At 54.4% G+C, this 17330-nt stretch carries 19 protein-coding genes and 4 tRNA genes; 12 read left to right on the forward strand and 11 right to left on the reverse strand.

Going from position 1 to position 17330, the window contains the following annotated elements:
* Positions 1–8 precede the first annotated feature (8 nt).
* The 6 genes from QT230_RS06735 to grxD form a co-directional block, all read right to left on the reverse strand.
* Entirely contained in the window at positions 9–311 is a 303-nt protein-coding gene (locus QT230_RS06735; protein WP_308320828.1) for a YcgL domain-containing protein, read from the reverse strand.
* Positions 308–1438, reverse strand: a complete 1131-nt coding sequence (gene rnd, locus QT230_RS06740; protein ID WP_308320829.1) for a ribonuclease D — start codon at positions 1436–1438, stop codon at positions 308–310. Before rnd ends, QT230_RS06735 begins: the two co-directional genes overlap by 4 nt.
* A gap of 51 nt (positions 1439–1489) precedes the next feature.
* A complete protein-coding gene (gene recR, locus QT230_RS06745; RefSeq protein WP_308320830.1) occupies positions 1490–2095 on the reverse strand; it encodes a recombination mediator RecR in 606 nt (201 codons plus the stop codon).
* Positions 2096–2098: 3 nt separating this feature from the next.
* Positions 2099–2425, reverse strand: a complete 327-nt coding sequence (locus tag QT230_RS06750) for a YbaB/EbfC family nucleoid-associated protein (protein WP_308320831.1) — start codon at positions 2423–2425, stop codon at positions 2099–2101.
* Between the two features lie 71 nt (positions 2426–2496).
* Complete coding sequence (dnaX, locus tag QT230_RS06755; RefSeq protein WP_308320832.1) at positions 2497–4479, reverse strand: DNA polymerase III subunit gamma/tau; 1983 nt, start codon at positions 4477–4479, stop codon at positions 2497–2499.
* 30 nt (positions 4480–4509) lie between these two features.
* Positions 4510–4860: a Grx4 family monothiol glutaredoxin gene (gene grxD, locus QT230_RS06760; protein WP_133732744.1), complete on the reverse strand. Its 351-nt coding sequence runs from the start codon at positions 4858–4860 to the stop codon at positions 4510–4512.
* 156 nt (positions 4861–5016) lie between these two features.
* Here grxD and argF point away from each other — a divergent pair, with 156 nt between their 5' ends.
* A complete protein-coding gene (gene argF, locus QT230_RS06765; protein WP_308320833.1) occupies positions 5017–5937 on the forward strand; it encodes an ornithine carbamoyltransferase in 921 nt (306 codons plus the stop codon).
* 92 nt (positions 5938–6029) lie between these two features.
* On the opposite strand, the gene QT230_RS06770 is transcribed toward argF, so the two are convergent.
* Positions 6030–6105 (reverse strand) — tRNA-Ala (locus QT230_RS06770).
* 189 nt (positions 6106–6294) lie between these two features.
* Between QT230_RS06770 and uvrY the strand changes: the two genes are divergently transcribed.
* From uvrY to nadB, 7 genes are all read left to right on the forward strand, one after another.
* Positions 6295–6945, forward strand: coding sequence for a UvrY/SirA/GacA family response regulator transcription factor (gene uvrY, locus QT230_RS06775; RefSeq protein WP_308320834.1), 651 nt, complete (start codon positions 6295–6297; stop codon positions 6943–6945).
* Between the two features lie 40 nt (positions 6946–6985).
* A complete protein-coding gene (gene uvrC / locus QT230_RS06780; RefSeq protein ID WP_308320836.1) occupies positions 6986–8800 on the forward strand; it encodes an excinuclease ABC subunit UvrC in 1815 nt (604 codons plus the stop codon).
* Positions 8801–8895: 95 nt separating this feature from the next.
* On the forward strand, positions 8896–9444 hold the full coding sequence (gene pgsA, locus QT230_RS06785; RefSeq protein WP_308321393.1) for a CDP-diacylglycerol--glycerol-3-phosphate 3-phosphatidyltransferase: 549 nt from the start codon (positions 8896–8898) through the stop codon (positions 9442–9444).
* An 84-nt stretch (positions 9445–9528) separates the two neighbouring features.
* Positions 9529–9603 (forward strand) — tRNA-Gly (locus tag QT230_RS06790).
* A gap of 11 nt (positions 9604–9614) precedes the next feature.
* A tRNA-Cys gene (locus QT230_RS06795) sits at positions 9615–9688 on the forward strand.
* Between the two features lie 60 nt (positions 9689–9748).
* Positions 9749–9835: transfer RNA gene (locus QT230_RS06800), tRNA-Leu, on the forward strand.
* 272 nt (positions 9836–10107) lie between these two features.
* Positions 10108–11703, forward strand: coding sequence for an L-aspartate oxidase (gene nadB / locus QT230_RS06805; protein WP_308320837.1), 1596 nt, complete (start codon positions 10108–10110; stop codon positions 11701–11703).
* A gap of 9 nt (positions 11704–11712) precedes the next feature.
* Here nadB and QT230_RS06810 read toward each other — a convergent pair whose 3' ends face one another.
* Complete coding sequence (locus QT230_RS06810; RefSeq protein ID WP_308320838.1) at positions 11713–12042, reverse strand: hypothetical protein; 330 nt, start codon at positions 12040–12042, stop codon at positions 11713–11715.
* A 28-nt stretch (positions 12043–12070) separates the two neighbouring features.
* The gene (locus QT230_RS06815; RefSeq protein WP_308320839.1) at positions 12071–12364 is read right to left on the reverse strand and encodes a succinate dehydrogenase assembly factor 2; all 294 of its coding nucleotides are present in this window, start codon (positions 12362–12364) and stop codon (positions 12071–12073) included.
* Between the two features lie 206 nt (positions 12365–12570).
* Between QT230_RS06815 and QT230_RS06820 the strand changes: the two genes are divergently transcribed.
* From QT230_RS06820 to lapB, 3 genes are all read left to right on the forward strand, one after another.
* Complete coding sequence (locus QT230_RS06820; RefSeq protein WP_096279162.1) at positions 12571–12867, forward strand: integration host factor subunit beta; 297 nt, start codon at positions 12571–12573, stop codon at positions 12865–12867.
* Positions 12868–12967: 100 nt separating this feature from the next.
* On the forward strand, positions 12968–13273 hold the full coding sequence (locus QT230_RS06825; protein WP_308320840.1) for a LapA family protein: 306 nt from the start codon (positions 12968–12970) through the stop codon (positions 13271–13273).
* Positions 13274–14479, forward strand: a complete 1206-nt coding sequence (gene lapB, locus QT230_RS06830; protein ID WP_308320841.1) for a lipopolysaccharide assembly protein LapB — start codon at positions 13274–13276, stop codon at positions 14477–14479.
* Positions 14480–14502: 23 nt separating this feature from the next.
* Here lapB and pyrF read toward each other — a convergent pair whose 3' ends face one another.
* Complete coding sequence (pyrF, locus tag QT230_RS06835; RefSeq protein WP_308320842.1) at positions 14503–15198, reverse strand: orotidine-5'-phosphate decarboxylase; 696 nt, start codon at positions 15196–15198, stop codon at positions 14503–14505.
* Positions 15199–15466: 268 nt separating this feature from the next.
* Between pyrF and QT230_RS06840 the strand changes: the two genes are divergently transcribed.
* Complete coding sequence (locus tag QT230_RS06840) at positions 15467–15748, forward strand: ComEA family DNA-binding protein (protein ID WP_308320843.1); 282 nt, start codon at positions 15467–15469, stop codon at positions 15746–15748.
* Between the two features lie 65 nt (positions 15749–15813).
* Here QT230_RS06840 and prpD read toward each other — a convergent pair whose 3' ends face one another.
* On the reverse strand, positions 15814–17310 hold the full coding sequence (gene prpD, locus QT230_RS06845) for a 2-methylcitrate dehydratase (RefSeq protein ID WP_308320844.1): 1497 nt from the start codon (positions 17308–17310) through the stop codon (positions 15814–15816).
* Positions 17311–17330: the final 20 nt, after the last annotated feature.

Below are 17330 nucleotides of genomic sequence, written 5' to 3' on the forward strand. Positions count from 1 at the left end.
GATGGGGGTTAGTCAGCATCAGAATGACTGGCGACATGAGCGCGATGCACATCAAGCAGATACGCCTCTTTGGGCGGCGGCATTTGCAGGTAGAAGCCTTTGTCGTTAATGCCCTCCACCACATCTGCTGCGCTAACGCGGGAGAGTTTCTTATCCGCCGTCAGAAGCATGGTAAACACCGGCACAGGCTTACCAAAAGTTTCAAGTAGTGGCTCTGGCACGTTGGTCAAACCTTGGCGCTTATCGACGTATAGGTACATCTCCTCTTTGCGCGAGCTCTTGAAAACTTCACAAATCAGCTTATCGCTCATGATGAACGCTCCTCAAGGGCTTGAACCAGCGCAGCATTTAAATAGTCACCCCGCCAACCACTTGGCAACGTAAGAGACTCTCCCGCCAAATCCTGCATAACCAGCGTTTCAATGTCGCGGCGGCGCATTAGCATTTCTGGTGCCACCCCTAGATCATTGGCTTTCGCGGTCACCGCTTTTTTAAGTGCTTTGAAGCGTGACTTGAACGTCGTGTGCATGGGGTCTGGCCAACGCTTGGGTAGCGCCGATTCATCGCAGTGCTGCGCCTGCTTCACCATCGCTAACAGGGCATCGCCCTCTTTTTTGATCAGCATCGGCTTAACGTCGTCCACCTCGGCTAACTCATAACGATTGCTAGGCATTTTTTCTGCGATCGCAAACAGCAGTTTATCGCTAATTAGCCAGTTGCGCGGCAAATTACGGCGGCGTGTTTCGCCCTCGCGCCATGTGGTCATTAACCGATACGCTTCCATTTGGCGAGGGGCTAATCGCCACAGTTGGCGTTGACGGGTATACCACTGCTGATCGTTATCCACGCTGCGGCCTGCCAGTTCAATTAAGCTAGCGCACTCAGCATCCACCCACTCGCGCCGCCCCAGCATGGCAAGCTTCTCAGCCTGAAGTTTCCAGACTTTAAGTAAGTAAATAACGTCCAGTGCTGCGTAATGGCACTGGGCAGGCGTTAGCGGGCGCAATAACCAATTGGAGCGCGTTTCTTCTTTGGGCAGGGTTTCACCGACCCAAAATTCGACTAGCTTTTGATACCCCATGCCAGGCGTCTCACTTAGAAACCCTTGCACGACTTGGGTATCGATTAACGGCTCAGGCAGCACACCCGCCCAGTGTTGGAAGACTTCCAAATCTTCGCTACAGGCGTGGAGCAGCTTGATAGCGGTATTTTGCAGCAGCGCGCGGAATTTGTCGGTGCATGGAACAGCGACCGGATCGATAAGATAAGCCTCTTCACCGGCAGTAAACTGAACCAGCGCAGGGACGGGAAAGAACGTGTTCTCTCGGAAAAACTCGGTATCCAGCGCAATCACTTTAGCATCAGCAACTTGCTCGCAGGCTGCATCAAGCGCATCGGGGGTATCAAGCCATTGAAAAGAGGGGGTAAGAGAGGACAAAACATTCTTCCAAGTTAGCGCAAACGCTAAGACGCTTGCTTTTAGGTGAGCTTATTCGCTGGCAAACGGCAGACGGCCGTTGAATGCGCGACTCAAGGTGCCGCCATCCACATACTCCAACTCCCCGCCCATCGGTACGCCATACGCGAGGCGCGATAGTTTGACGCCGTATTCTGACAGCTGCGAGGCGATGTAGTGAGCCGTCGCTTCACCTTCGATAGTAGGGTTGGTCGCCAAGACGACTTCTTCGATCACACCTTCCGCGACCCGCGCTTCCAACAAATCTAAACCAATCGACTCAGGGCCGATGCCATCCAGCGGCGAAAGGTGGCCGTGCAGCACAAAGTAGCGACCCTTAAAGCCACCGGCTTCTTCAATCGCCAACTGATCGGCAGGCGACTCCACCACACATAGCAGCTTGTCATCGCGACGTGGGCTCTCGCACAGTATGCAGATCTCGGCTTCGGTGAGCGTTCGGCAGCGCTGGCAGTAGCCAACCTCTTCGATGGCCTGTTGAATCACTGCCGCAAGGCGCTGCCCACCTGGCCGTTCGCGCTCCAGCAAGTGCATTGCCATGCGCTGAGCCGTTTTAGGCCCAACGCCTGGCAGCACACGAAAAGCATCCATTAACTGCTCAACTAGAGGGGAAAAGCGCATTGCTTAGAACGGCATCTTGAAGCCGGGGGGAAGGTCCAAACCAGCCGTCGCTTCTTCCATTTTAGCTTTAGAACTGACTTCTAATTTGCGCACCGCGTCGTTGACCGCTGCGGCTAACAAATCTTCTAGCAACTCTTTGTCTTCTTCCATAACGCTGGGATCAATGGATACGTTAGATACGTCGTGCCGACCATTCATGGTGACCTTAACCATACCGGCCCCCGCCTCGCCCTGAACTTCGGCTTTGGCTACTTCTTCCTGGGCACGCTGCATTTTTTCCTGCATATCTTGGGCTTGTTTCATCAAGTTGCCCATTCCACCTTTAAGCATGGTCTGATCTCCAACGTGGTTAAAAAGTACGTTTACGAAAAGAGTCTATAAAACAACCCATGAAATAGCACTTAACGCATCGCGTCAGCGGGTTTAACACTCGATTCTATCAGCTTTGCACCAAACGCCTGCTGTAATTTCTGTACATGGGGGTCATGATTGAGTAGATCAACCGCTTGAGCGTGACGCTCTTGATTCAGGCGATCTTCGCGCTGACGAGGCGTTTCCAATTCTTTAGACAGTTCGGCAACATAAAACGCTATGCGCCGCGGCATTCCCTGCTCTTTCAGCGCACGCTCAATGCGCGTTTGGTGTACCTCCGCCTGCATGGCCTCTTGGCTGGGATCCAAGCGAAGCGTTAATAGCGCACCATCATCACTCTCGACCAAACAGTTACCCGCCAAGTTGCGCGTTAAACCGCCCAAACCCAACGAGTCAAAGCATAGCAGCCAGTGCGCATTATCGAGCTTGTCTGGCGGGTTGTCGGACACTTCAGCAGGCGAAACGTGTGGCTCTGGCGCTAGCGCGGCTTCTCGCTCAGCAGCCGGCTCAGATGCAACGTCTGGCGATGACGCAATCTCAGGAACCGATTCTGGCTCAGAAATAGGCTCAGGTGCAGCGACGGGCTCGGGCTCGGGCTCGGGCTCGGAAGAATGCTGCAGCGCGCTGGCCTCTGTCGCATCTGTTTCAGTGTCGACTGTCCACGGCGGCGGTTCTTGAAGTGGCGGCTTCTCCTCAGCAGCTGGCACTGACGGCTGAGGCGAGGGTTGGGGTGATGGCTCTGCTTGCGGCTCAGGCTGAGCTTCCGACGGTGGTTCAGTCTTAGGTGGCGTGGTTTCAGGTGCTGATGAAGCCGCATCCGTCACGGAAACGTCAGCGGCCGACTCCGTCGCCGCTGCTTCTGTGGGTCCGCGGCGCAGGGGTAGTGGCGTACGCGAAGGTTTGGGCACGCCCTGCGGACGAAACGCCAGCATGCGTAGTAACGTCATCTCCAATGCGCTGCGAAGATCGGGGGCGTGCACCATATCCCCGCGGCCCTGGATACCGATTTGATAATAGAGTTGGATATCTTCAGCGGTGAAACGGCTCGCCAGTTGGAGGATCGCGTCACGGTCACCGTGGCTGTTATCGACAGCGTCCGGCACCATCTGCGCGACTGCCAAGCGATGTAGCATGCTCGAAAGCTCATCCAGCACCGCGGCAAAGTCAGGGCCTTGCTCGGCTAACTGGGCTACTTCGCCCAACAGGCGTTGTACGTCCACATCCGCCAGGGCTTCTGCCAACCCCAGGATATGACGATGATCCAGAGTGCCCAGCATCGCCGCCACATCCGCATGATGAATCGCACCTTGGCCAAACGCGATGGCTTGATCGGTGAGACTCATTGCATCGCGCATGGAGCCTTCTGCAGCTTTACCCAACAACCATAGCGCGCTCTCATCAAACGCAACGCCCTCTTCACCCAACACATAGGTCAGATGCTCGACCACGCGCTCTGGCGGCATATGTTTAAGCGTGAATTGGAGGCAGCGTGAAAGCACTGTCGGCGGCAGCTTTTGCGGATCTGTCGTCGCCAGCAAGAATTTAACGTGAGGGGGTGGCTCTTCCAGTGTTTTCAGTAGCGCATTGAAACTGCTGGTAGAGAGCATGTGCACCTCATCAATCAGGTACACCTTGTAGCGACCTTGAGTAGGCGCGTACTGAACATTATCGAGCAGCTCGCGGGTATCTTCTACTTTGGTCCGTGAGGCCGCATCGACCTCAATTAAATCAACAAAACGACCTTCATCAATCGCTTGGCAGCTATCGCACTGACCACACGGCGTTGAAGTAATACCTTCATCACCGCGACCATTGGCCGTGCAGTTTAAACACTTGGCCAGAATACGCGCCAGCGTGGTTTTACCCACACCACGCGTACCTGTAAATAGATAGGCATGATGCAGCCGCCCTTGATCAAGTGCATTGACCAAGGCGCGCTGAACATGGGTCTGACCCACAAGTTCGTGGAATGTGCGAGGTCGCCACTTGCGGGCCAGAACCTGATAGCTCATGAAGCTGTATATCCTTCGACAGGGTAATGCTTAGGCGTTATCGCCACCTTCCGCCGCACCTGCTCGCTCGGCAGCCGCTTTTACCAGTTTTTCCAATTCGCCGTTTTGATGCATTTCTACCACGATGTCACAGCCACCTACGAGCTCGCCTTCTACCCATAGCTGGGGAAAAGTCGGCCAATTGGCAATCTTTGGCAGTTCAGCGCGAATGTCCGGGTTGTCCAAGACATTGACGAACGCAAAGCGCTCACCGCAGCTCATCAATGCCTGAACGGTCTGAGCAGAAAAACCGCACTGGGGTAGCTGTGGGGAGCCTTTCATATAAATCAGAATCGGATTTTCGCTAATTTGACGCTGAATGTTTTCGGCTGTTGTGCTCATACAATCTCCTCGCATTTAAATAACCGATGCCCACTCCTCAATACTTGAGTGGCGCGCTCGGGTTTAACGTGTAGACATTATTCTACGCATGCCGTTCGCGTTGCGCATCCCCTGCAGCATAGCTAGGATAGGGTTTTTGCGCGGAGAGAATCCCCTATGGCGACACGCCATTTCCTGACCTTGCTAGATTTAACCCCGGATGAGCTGGACTACTTGATCCAACGAGCCATTACGATCAAAACCAATTTAAAAGCCCAAGGTCCTGTTTACACGCCATTATCCAACCGCACCCTGGCGATGATCTTTGAGAAATCATCGACGCGCACTCGGGTTTCCTTTGAGGCCGGGATGGCGCAATTTGGCGGCCACGCGCTGTTTCTCTCTCCCCGCGACACCCAACTAGGCCGCGGAGAGCCGATTGAAGACACCGCTCGCGTACTGTCTGAAATGGTCGATGCGGTAATGATTCGTACCTTTTCCCACGCGGGCCTGGAAGCCTATGCAAGCGCCAGCAGCGTGCCGGTAATTAACGCGCTAAGCGATGACTACCACCCTTGCCAGCTACTTGCCGACGTGATGACCTGGACGGAACTACGCGGTAGCGTAAAAGGGCGCACAGCGGTGTGGATCGGTGATGGCAACAATATGTGCCACTCCTGGATCAACGCGGCTCGCCAGTTTGGCTTCCATCTGCGCATTTGCTGCCCCAAAGGCTACGAGCCCCGTGCGGACATTATGGCCGCTGCTGACGATAACGTTACTCTGCTGCATGATCCTAAGGAAGCGGTAAAACAGGCCGACTTAATCACGACGGACGTCTGGGCATCAATGGGCCAGGAAGAAGAGCAGGCGAAGCGCGAAGCAGACTTCTCTGGCTTCCAGGTCACCGAGGCGATGCTAGACACCTCCAAACAAGACGCCCTTTTCCTACACTGCCTGCCTGCACATCGTGGCGAAGAGATTAGCGATACGCTACTCGACGACCCGCGTGCGGTAGTTTGGCAAGAAGCGGGGAACCGCCTGCACGCGCAAAAAGCGCTGATTGAATTTTTGCTGCTAGGAAAAATCGCTGAATAATCAGCTTTTAAGACAGAAAAAAGCCTCGTCTAAATAACGAGGCTTTTTTATGAAATTTTGGCACAGCTAAGCTTAGTAAAGTTAAAGAAGAATGGTGGAGCCTAGCGGGATCGAACCGCTGACCTCAACACTGCCAGTGTTGCGCTCTCCCAGCTGAGCTAAGGCCCCACATGCTGCACTTTCCAGCAACGAGGCGGATACTACGTTGAACGTCCAACTCGGTCAACCTTTTACACCATAAGCATCTACTAATTCTCATTTATGGTTAGCTGTGGCACTCTATAAACAGCTAAAAGATAAAGTAGCGCACAAGGCCAACGCCTGACCCCAAGATGTTTCCAAGCAGGAGCCTGCCCCTTGATCAGTGTACTTATCGCCGATGATCATCACCTAGTAAGAACCAGCATTGCTCATCTGCTGAATGAAGAGTGTGATATTAAAATCGTAGGCGAGGTCGACGACGGTGAAAGTGCGGTAACCCAGTGTCGCCATTTGAAGCCTGACATCGTGCTAATGGATATTCGTATGCCTGGCATCGGCGGGCTTGAAGCCACCCGGCGCATTCACCGCATGATGGAAGACGTCAAAGTATTAATTCTCACGGCACACATGGAAGACAGCGTGCTGAGACGCATGCTGGAAGCCGGTGCCTCAGGCTTTTTAAGTAAAGGCGCCGACGCACAGGAAATGACCGACGCGATACGCCAAGTATTTCATGGTCGGCGTTACGTGAGTCAAGAAATTGCTCAGCGGCTCGCCCTTTCACACTTCACTAATGAAGACAATCCGTTCAGCCACCTCTCGCAACGTGAACTACAGATTGCGCTGATGATTGTTAACTGCCAGCGCGTGCAAGATATCTCTGATCGACTGCATTTAAGCCCTAAAACGGTAAACACCTACCGCTACCGACTATTTGATAAACTACAGGTTGCTACTGACGTAGAGCTTACTCATTTAGCGCTTCGTCACGGGCTGGTCGAGGGGTTTGACGCAAGTCAGATATAACCCCATTTCCCCTGCTGTTATCGGGTACCGACACGCTGCCATGACCTTTGATTCAAAACAGTTTCTGAGCTCGGTAAGCTCCTCACCAGGGGTTTATCGTATGCTCGATGAGCAGAACAATACGCTCTATGTTGGCAAAGCCAAGCGTTTGAAAGCGCGCCTTGCCAGTTATTTTCGTGGCCAGTTGAACACCAAAACCCAGGCCATGGTAGGGCGCATTGCCGACGTTCAAGTTACCGTCACGCGTACCGAAACCGAAGCATTGCTGCTTGAACAGACGCTCATCAAACAGCTGCGCCCGCCTTACAACATTTTGCTGCGCGACGATAAGTCCTACCCATTTGTGTTTGTTACCGACCGCCACTCTTACCCGGCGCTTGAGTACAAGCGGGCACGCCAGCGCCGTGACGACGGCCGTTATTTGGGCCCCTACCCGAGCAGTGGCGCCGTGCGCGAAAGCCTCGCGCTAATGCAAAAAATATTTCGTATCCGCAACTGCGAAGATAGCGTCTTTGCCCATCGCTCACGCCCCTGTTTGCAGTATCAAATTCAGCGCTGCAGTGCGCCATGCGTCGATTATATATCCGCCGAGGATTACCAGCGCGACCTGGAGCACGCGGTGATGTGCTTGGAAGGTAAAAGCGAACACGTTACCCAAGAATTAATGCAGGCAATGGAAGCGGCCAGCAAGCAGCTCAACTTTGAGGAAGCTGCCCGCCTACGCGACCAAGTCCAGCAATTGCGGCAGCTACAGCAGCGTCAATTTGTCGATACCGGCGGGGGCGATGCCGACATTTTCGCGCTTGCCGTGCGCCCCGGTGCACTGGGTGTTTCCGTACTGAGCGTTCGCGATGGGCGCCTTCTCGGTGCGCGCCATCACTCCCCCAAAAACGATTTGGATCTACCGATTACAACGCTGCTCACCGAGGTCGTTAGCCAATACTACTTCGGCCAGCCGCATAATGTGCCCAGCGAAGTGATTACCAGCCACCCCTTAGACGACAGCGAACTTATCGCCGAGGCGCTCACCCAGCAGGTTGGCAAACGCATTCGCGTTACTAGCCAAGTGCGCGGCCACCGCGCCCAATGGCAACAGCTGGCTATTACCAATGCCGAACAACAGCTGGCCTCGCAACTCGCCAATCAGACGCAGCTTACCCAGCGCTTCACCGCACTCCAGAAAGCGCTAGGCCTGAAGGAGACGCCACAGCGCTTGGAGTGTTTCGATATAAGCCATAGCCATGGCGAAGCCACCGTTGCGTCATGCGTTGTGTTTGATCATCAGGGGCCGCGCAAAAGCGACTACCGGCACTTCCGCATTGAGGGAGTCGCGGCGGGTGATGATTACGCCGCCATGCAGCAAGCGCTCACTCGGCGTCTCAAACGGGTAAAAAGTGGCGAAGCGACAGCCCCGGACATCCTGATCGTCGATGGCGGAAAAGGGCAGCTCAACATGGCCCGCGAAGTGTTTAAAGATCTCGATATCAGCAATATCCTGCTACTCGGCGTTGCTAAAGGCACAACCCGCAAGGCGGGGCTGGAAAGCCTGTTTGTCGAGACCGCTGACAACCCGCTTGATCTGGATCCCGCCTCCCCCGCGCTGCATTTGATCCAGCACATTCGCGATGAGTCTCACCGTTTTGCCATCGCCGGCCACCGCGCTCAGCGCGATAAAGCGAGGCGCACCTCCACCTTACAAGAGATCCCTGGCATTGGCCCCAAACGGCGGCGAGAACTGCTGCGTTTTTTTGGCGGTCTGCAGGGAGTACAAAAAGCCAGCCGCGATGAACTAGCACGCGTTCCCGGCATCAATGCCTCGTTAGCTGAAAGTATTTACCGAGCACTCAACGGATAAACACCCTCTTGGCATGGATGCTATCGGCCAAGGGGGATAGAATGACCCAAGACACTTCGAATCCTCTGATTTACCGGCAAGGATCGCTCTCTGCGATGAATATACCCAACATACTGACCCTGGCGCGAATCGCCTTCATTCCCCTGCTGGTAGTGCTGTTTTATCTACCCTTCAGTTGGAGCATGCCTGTGGCGGCAGGCTTATTTGCGTTAGCTTCCATTACTGACTGGCTGGACGGCTATTTAGCGCGACGCTGGAATCAGTCAACGCCTTTTGGCGCTTTTTTAGATCCGGTGGCCGACAAGCTTATGGTCGTCGTAGCACTGGCGTTACTGATTGAGCGTTATGACACGCTGGTGCTAACCCTGCCTGCGCTGGTTATTATTGGCCGTGAAATTGTCATTTCGGCGCTTCGTGAATGGATGGCTGAAATGGGCAAACGCGGCATGGTCGCTGTTTCATGGGTTGGCAAGCTAAAGACAACGCTGCAAATGGTGTCACTACTTCTCTTACTGGCGCTACCACCCGCGCATGAATTCGCGTTGCTGGGGGTTGTCGTACTGTATACCGCCGCCCTGCTAACGCTCTGGTCAATGATTCAGTACTTGAAAGCTGCTTGGCCGCACCTTAGCCGCTCCATGTAAGCTGCTGTAAATAAATAAAGAATGTCTTACCAATTGATTGATTGACAACTCGGCGGTGATCCGTATAATTCGCCCTCGAGTCGAGCGGGAATAGCTCAGTGGTAGAGCATCGCCTTGCCAAGGCGAGGGTCGGGAGTTCGAATCTCCTTTCCCGCTCCAACGACTCTTGAGGCTGGATGGCAGAGTGGTTATGCAGCGGACTGCAACTCCGTGTACGCCGGTTCGATTCCGACTCCAGCCTCCACTTTCTAGTGTAGCGATGATGTGTTGAGCAGCCTGCTTTTATACGCCATTGCGATGTTTTGCCCGGATGGCGAAATCGGTAGACGCAAGAGACTTAAAATCTCTCGGGGGCAACCCCGTGCCGGTTCAAGTCCGGCTCCGGGCACCACTATCTACTTTTGTTCTTTCCTTTCAGTCCTACCTCCTTTAGCTATTTAATTTCCCGTATGGATTATCCTTACGCTGCCCTTCGCTGCGTCAATTCGTGTGTCTGTACATCGCGCAACTGCATCCCAGAACATCGCTCAATTCTTACCCCAAAACATCGCTAAACGTTAACCGCCACGCTATTATGCCTGCCTCCTAATCAATTACGCTCGGCGAAGCCAGCGTCGTTAAGGATTGCAATATTTCGGTCAATAGCAAGAAGGAGCGGGCACTATGGGCACGCCAATATCCGATGCACTTATCATTGGCGGAGGCGTAGCAGGATTAACGCTTGCCCTGGAAATTGCCGACCATATGTCAGTGACACTGGTTCGCCCCGCTCAAGATGATCAGGGCGCCAGCCGCTGGGCACAAGGCGGCATAGCAGCTGTCCTCTCCCCCGATGACGATCTCGAAGCGCATATCAACGACACTCTGATTGCTGGGGATGGACTATGCGATGTAGAAGCGGTTCGCTTTACCGTTACTCATGGCCCCGCTGCCATTCAGTGGTTGATTGATAATGGCGTGCCCTTTACCCCAGAGACCGACCCCAGCGCTCGCTACCCTTATCACCTGACCCGTGAAGGCGGCCACAATGCCCGCCGCATCATCCACGCCGATGATGCCACTGGCCGGGCGGTGGTAGATACCCTGTTAAACAGAGTGGCACAGCACCCCAACATTACACAGCGCAATGATCTTACCGTGATTGGCTTGCTGAAGGATAACCAAGGCATCTGTTGCGGTGCCTATGGCAGTGATACCAATCACCACTGGCACTCGTTGAACGCGCGCTATACGGTGCTGGCCACTGGCGGCGCAAGCGGCCTTTACCGCCACGCTACAACGCCCGCGCCGAGCAGCGGTGAAGGCATGATGATGGCTGCCGAGCTAGGCGCCCGGCTAATGAACCTTGAGTTTCAGCAGTTTCACCCAACCTGCCTGTTTGACCCCGAAGGACCGGCGTTTTTAATTAGCGAGGCGGTGCGCGGTGAAGGCGGACATCTCCTTAATGAGTCAGGTCAACGCTTTATGCTCGCGCTGGATCAGCGCGCTGAGCTGGCTCCTCGCGACATCGTGGCTCGCGCCATCGACGCGGAGATACAGCGTGGCACCCTGGGGCATGTCTGGTTGGATATTCAACATCTAGGCGAAACGGCGATTCGCCACCACTTCCCGACTATTTTGGCGCACTGCGCCGCCCGCGGTATTGATATTACCCAGCAAGCCATTCCCGTGGTACCTGCTGCCCACTATAGCTGTGGCGGTGTCGCCACCGACCTGCAAGGCGCCACCGATATTGCCAACCTCTATGCCATCGGTGAGACGGCCTGCACAGGCCTACACGGCGCCAACCGAATGGCCAGCAACTCACTGTTAGAGTGTTTAGTATTTGCGCGCAGCTGTGCCCAAGCGCTGCGTATGAACTTGCACAAGCCAAGTGGGTACACACCGTATAGCGGAGCACGCCCTCCAGCCCAGGCTGAGAGAGCTGACATACCTTCAGTCCTCCTCAACGATATTCGCCAACGCATGCGGACCACCATGAGCCACCACGTTTCTATTGTACGCAGCGCGACGGGGCTCGATAACGCACTCGAGCAGTTAACGATGCTGTTAAATACGCTGGAAGAGATTGAGGGGGCGATGTCCACCCTGGAAGGCCATCGTTTATATCAAGCACTGCAATTGGCGCAGTTAACGGTGCTAGCAGCTCAGAGGCGCCATGAGTCTCGCGGCTTGCACTTCACCAGCGACTGGCCGCAACAACAGCCGATAGCCAAGGCCTCGACGGTATCGATAAAAGATCTAGAAAACAGCCACTAGAACAAAGAGTTAGTGGCCGGGTTGGTGAAATAACTTACGCACTTCACGCAAGTGCTGCGTAGAGGCACTGTCTGGCCATAACCAGATCCGCTGCTTACCCACATAAAGCCCGATTAACCACGGCCCTAAATAGTCACAGCGCACCTGCAACTCTTCACTAAGCACACCATCAGGCATCAGCCAGCGGCCTTGAAACAGCGACCCCGTCGCGGTTAGCGAGAGCACTCCCCTAGGCTGGCGAGTACAGGCATGCCAACCAATAGCAGCCCCCAATGCCAACGTTGCCAATAGGGTTAGCCCACCTGCTATCCAATAGCTGAGCGCCGCAAGCCCAATCAACAGACAACATTGTATTAGTTGCCACTGTTTAGAGGGTGCGATAGGCAGAATTATCGGTGGTTTCAGCATGCTCAACTATCATTTTTACGATACGCCGCTGGCTAGGCTCCTCTGGCCACTCCCGATGCATCAACCATACGAATAGATCCTGGTCTTCACCTTCGATTAATTGCTGGTACGCCAATTGATCTACCTCGCTGAGATCGTCGAAACGCTGCTCAAGAAAAGGAATCAACAGCAAATCTAGTTCCCACATACCGCGTCGGGAGTGCCAATAAAGCCGCTTACGCAAAATGGCCGCTGGGGAATTATCGTCGTTCAACGTCAGCCGCTCCAATTAAATAAATGAGAAGCCAGTATACCTAAGACACAGGGTCGCGCCAGCGCCCACCTTAGCCTATGCTGTTAATCAGTCTAGAACCTTGTTTTATCTGAATTGTTTTATGCTTAATTGAGCAGTATGCTGAGTTTGATGTTAGCGAGGTCGAGAGTGCGTCACGGCCTTCAATGTTTGCAGGGAGCCAACCGATGACTAAATCAGAATTAATCGAACAAATTGCGATGCGTCAGCCGGAGTTGTCCGCCAAAGATGTTGAAACGGCGGTACGTATTATTCTTGACGATATGACCGATGCGCTTTCTAGCGGCGGCCGCGTTGAGATCCGTGGTTTCGGCAGCTTTTCACTGCACTACCGAGAGCCACGAGTAGGCCGTAATCCTAAAACGGGCGATGCGGTCGACCTGGAAGGCAAGTATGTGCCGCACTTTAAACCGGGCAAAGAGTTACGTGAGCAGGTTGATGCTAGTCGGGCACTTGGCTACTAAAACGCGACTATTAGGGTTATCCGACTTTGTGTAGGATGACGTCGCCGCCCGAGTCGTACACAATGGCGCTACCGTGAACGTCACAGACTAGGAAACTCACATGCGTTGGATCAAAGGCCTGATTCTGGCCGTTATTTTGCTGATAGTAGTGCTCGTAGGTATTCTGTTTGCCGTTAATAATCAGCAAGCAATTGCCTTGAACCTTATTTGGCTGGAGCTGCCAGCTGTATCGCTTTCTGTATGGCTGCTGACAACGCTAGTTTTTGGCGTTCTACTAGGCATGCTCGCCATGCTCGGCGTCTATTTGCGATTAAAGGCTACGCTGGCCCGCAGTCAGCGGCATAACAAGCAGCAGCGCAAAGAGCTGGATAGCTTGCGCACCCAGGAGTTCAAGGAACTGGCATAAATGCTAGATGTCGCGCTGCTAAGCGTACTATTGGCTGCCATTGCCATCGGTTACGGGCTTGGCTACCGCCAAGCCCTCCGCCGCCGACATCACTCTCAGCCTCCTGGGGCAGCCTCCCAGGTGCCGTCTCGTGACTACTTCGTCGGACTTAACTATCTGCTTAACGAGCAGCCCGACGAGGCGATCAATACGTTTATCAACGTGCTAGCCGTCAATAGCGATACGGTGGATACCCACATTGCCCTTGGCAAATTGTTTCGCGCCCGGGGCGAGGCCGACAAAGCGGTCAGCATCCATCAAAATCTACTAGCACGCCCCGCTCTATCGCAACCTACCAACGAACAAATCCAGCTTGAACTTGCCCGCGACTTCATGGCGCTGGGCGTTCATGACCGCGCACAGCGATTGCTTAATACCCTGCTCGAAAACAGCAGTGATGACCAGCGCTGCTACGCCGCCAAACAGCTGTTAGTCGATTTATTAGAGCGTGAAAAAGCGTGGCAGACAGCTCTTGATGTTATCCAGCCGCTGCTCAAACAGTACCCTAAGATGCGGCGCCCTGCAGCCCATTGGCTATGCGAACTGGCGTTGGAAGAGATCAGCGAAGCCAGCCGTCCGCTGGCCAGGAAACATCTTAAAAAAGCGCTGCAATGGGATGAGAACTGTGTTCGCGCCACGCTGCTGTTGGCCGAACTGGAGATGGATAATGGGCACTATACTCACGCAATAGAGCGACTCGATAACATCCCGCAGCAGGAAATCGCCCATATACCCACTATGCTGCCAGCCCTTAAGCGCGCTTATTTACGTAGTGATGATGAAGCAGGCTATGAAGCCCATCTTTACCGCCTGCTGCAAAAAGCGCCTTATACCAGCACCATTATTGCCCTAGGTCAGTTGGTTCACCAGCGTGAGGGGGTCGATAAAGCAATTGAGTTAATCGGCGACCGCTTACGTGCAGTGCCAAGCTTGGGTGGGCTGGATTACTTGATCGACCTGTATATCGAAAGCCAGCGGCTAAGTGGAAAGCCCTCTCCTGATACGCGCCTGCTGCTACTAAAACATCATACCGATGCACTGCTGATTAATAGAACGCGCCACCGCTGCCAACGCTGTGGCTTTGCCAGCGACGCCCTGCAGTGGCAGTGCCCCAGCTGTCGTTACTGGGGCACGATTAAACCGGTGATTGGCGTAGAGGGTGAGTAACAAACACCGCTAATCGGCCAGTTTTACGCTAACTCTGCTTCAATCGCTTCAAGGGCCACCATAGGATCGCTGGCCTGGGTTACAGGGCGACCTATCACCAAGTGGCTGCTGCCCGCCTGAATGGCCTCGCTGGGGGTCATGATGCGCTGCTGATCATTAGCGGCCGCAAAGCTTGGACGAATACCGGGAGTGACTTTCAAGAATGACTCACCACACGCTGCTTTAAGCTGCGCCGACTCCTGGGCCGAACATACCACGCCGTGCAAACCACTCTGCTTTGCCAGCAGCGCCAAGCGCTCTACTTGCTCAGTCAGCGGCGCATCGATACCAACATCCGCTAGATCATCGGCCTGCATGCTGGTTAACACAGTAACGGCGATTAAGTGGGTCGTTAAAGCATGCTGATCAAGGCGCTGAACAGCCGCTTCCATCATCCGACGCCCGCCACTGGCATGCACATTGACCATCCAGACGCCCTGCTCCGCCGCCGCCTGAACGGCACTAGCGACGGTATTGGGAATATCGTGAAATTTGAGATCTAAAAACACCTCAAACCCTCTGCCATGGAGTGCTTCCAGCACGGCAGGACCGCTGCGAGTAAACAGTTCTTTGCCAACTTTTACGCGGCAGCGTGTAGGGTCTAACTGATCCGCCATACACAAGGCGGCGTCTAGCGAGGGGTAATCTAGCGCAATAATAATGGGTGAATCGGTGGCCACAACGTCGCTCCAAATGCATTTTTAGGCATTATATCAGTCTCACACCTCTCCTCGCGCCTCCTTGTGTAAGCCAATTACCATGCTTCTATAGCGAAAAACTTACAATGACTGTCATACATCGCTGACATAATCGCCAACGCTATAAAGCTAAGTTAGTCATGTTGCGTCGCTTTAATTACTTGTATTGCTCAAGGCATAAGTAGCATTTGCTTTTGCGCCTCGCGCACGCAACCTCCGTTAATTACCGCTATTAATAAGGATCACGAGGATGAACATGACACTTAAAGGCATTTTTACAGCACTATTACTTAGCATTAGCTTGGGATTTTCCAGTGGCGTACTGGCTCAAGAGGTAGCACCTATTAACGTCAATGCTGCGGATGTTGAGCTGCTGGCCGAGCTACCGGGCATTGGGCCCAGCCGCGCCGAAGCATTGATTGAAGAACGCGAAGCCAACGGCAACTTTGAAAGCGCTGAGGACCTTGAACGCGTTAGCGGTATTGGGCCTGCCACCATCGACCGCATGCGTGACCAGTTAGCGTTCGAATAGTCACGTCACTCTTTAAACCACCGCCCGGTAGCGTTTATGCGCACTGGGCGTTGTTTATGGCACGTTTAAACCATCCACAAATCCATAAATTTGTTGACGGGCATCGCTTCGAGCGTTCTCTGCTGGCGGCATAGCTCAGCAATATTTTGGCAACGGCTTGCCGCAAAGCGTGTCGCCAAATGGCGTTCAAACTTATCTACCAAGAGCGGCATCCCCTCTTCTCGCCGACGACGATGACCTATCGGGTACTCCACCGCGACTTTATCCGTCACACTGCCATCGGTGAAAAAGACCTGCACAGCATTAGCGATTGAGCGTTTATCAGGGTCATGATAAGCCGCCGAATATTCGGCATCTTCTTCTACCACCATTTTGCCACGCAGTTCATCGATTAGCGGATGTGCCGCGTGAAAGCTGTCTTCGTAGTAGTCGGCAGTAAGCTCACCAAAAATGAGCGGCACGGCGGTCATATACTGCAAGCAGTGGTCGCGGTCCGCCGGATTGGCGAGCGCGCCGGTTTTGGAAATAATCCGAATGGCCGAGTCGTGCGTCGTCAGCACGATTTTATCGATCTCGGCCAAGCGGTCTTTCACCTGCGGATGCAGCATCACAGCAGCTTCGCAGGCCGTTTGGGCGTGAAACTCCGCCGGGAAGGAGATCTTGAAAAGAATGTTCTCCATCACGTAGCAGCTAAACTCGCGCTGAAAGCGCAACCGGCGGTCAGCTTCCAGCTTTAGACTCAAATCTTTGTTGGCATGGCTGAATAGCACATCGTAAAACCCCCACTGGGGCGCCGATAGCGCGCTGGGAATACCCATTTCACCGCGCAGGGCGATATCTGCCAAGCGCACGCCTCTTGATGTGGCATCGCCCGCGGCCCAGCTTTTACGCGACCCAGCGTTGGGCGCATGGCGATAGGTGCGCAGGCTCTGGCCATCGACCCAGGCATGGGAGAGCGCCGACAGTAACTGCTCGCGATTGGCGCCCATCAGCTTGGCGGCCACCGCGGTTGAGGCCACTTTCACCAGCACCACGTGATCGAGCCCTACCCGGTTAAAGCTATTCTCCAGCGCCAGCACACCCTGGATCTCATGAGCCATTACCATGGCATTTAGCACATCACGCATCACCAGCGGCACTTCACCTTGGGCGACCTGCCGCTGAGAGAGGTGGTCGGCCACAGCGAGTATCCCACCCAGATTATCGGAGGGGTGCCCCCACTCTGCGGCGAGCCAGGTATCGTTATAATCCAACCAACGGATGATACAGCCGATGTCCCACGCTGCCTTCACCGGGTCAAGGCGGAGCGAGGTGCCTGGCACACGTGCCCCAAACGGCACCACCGTGCCTTCCACTATCGGCCCAAGGTGCTTGGTACACTCAGGAAAGCGCAGCGCCAGTAGCCCGCAACCCAGCGTATCCATCAGGCAGTAGCGGGCGGTTTCCAACGCCTCCTGGGACGCTACCTGGTAATTGAGGACGTAGTCGGCAATCGTCTGTAGCTCGGGATCGTAATCCGGGCGCTCGTTGGCTTCGGATGTGGCGGACGGTCTGGTAGCCATTGCACTCTCCTCTTTTACAC

Origin of the sequence: Halomonas sp. SpR8 (assembly GCF_031010195.1) — a bacterium.
GTDB lineage: Bacteria > Pseudomonadota > Gammaproteobacteria > Pseudomonadales > Halomonadaceae > Vreelandella.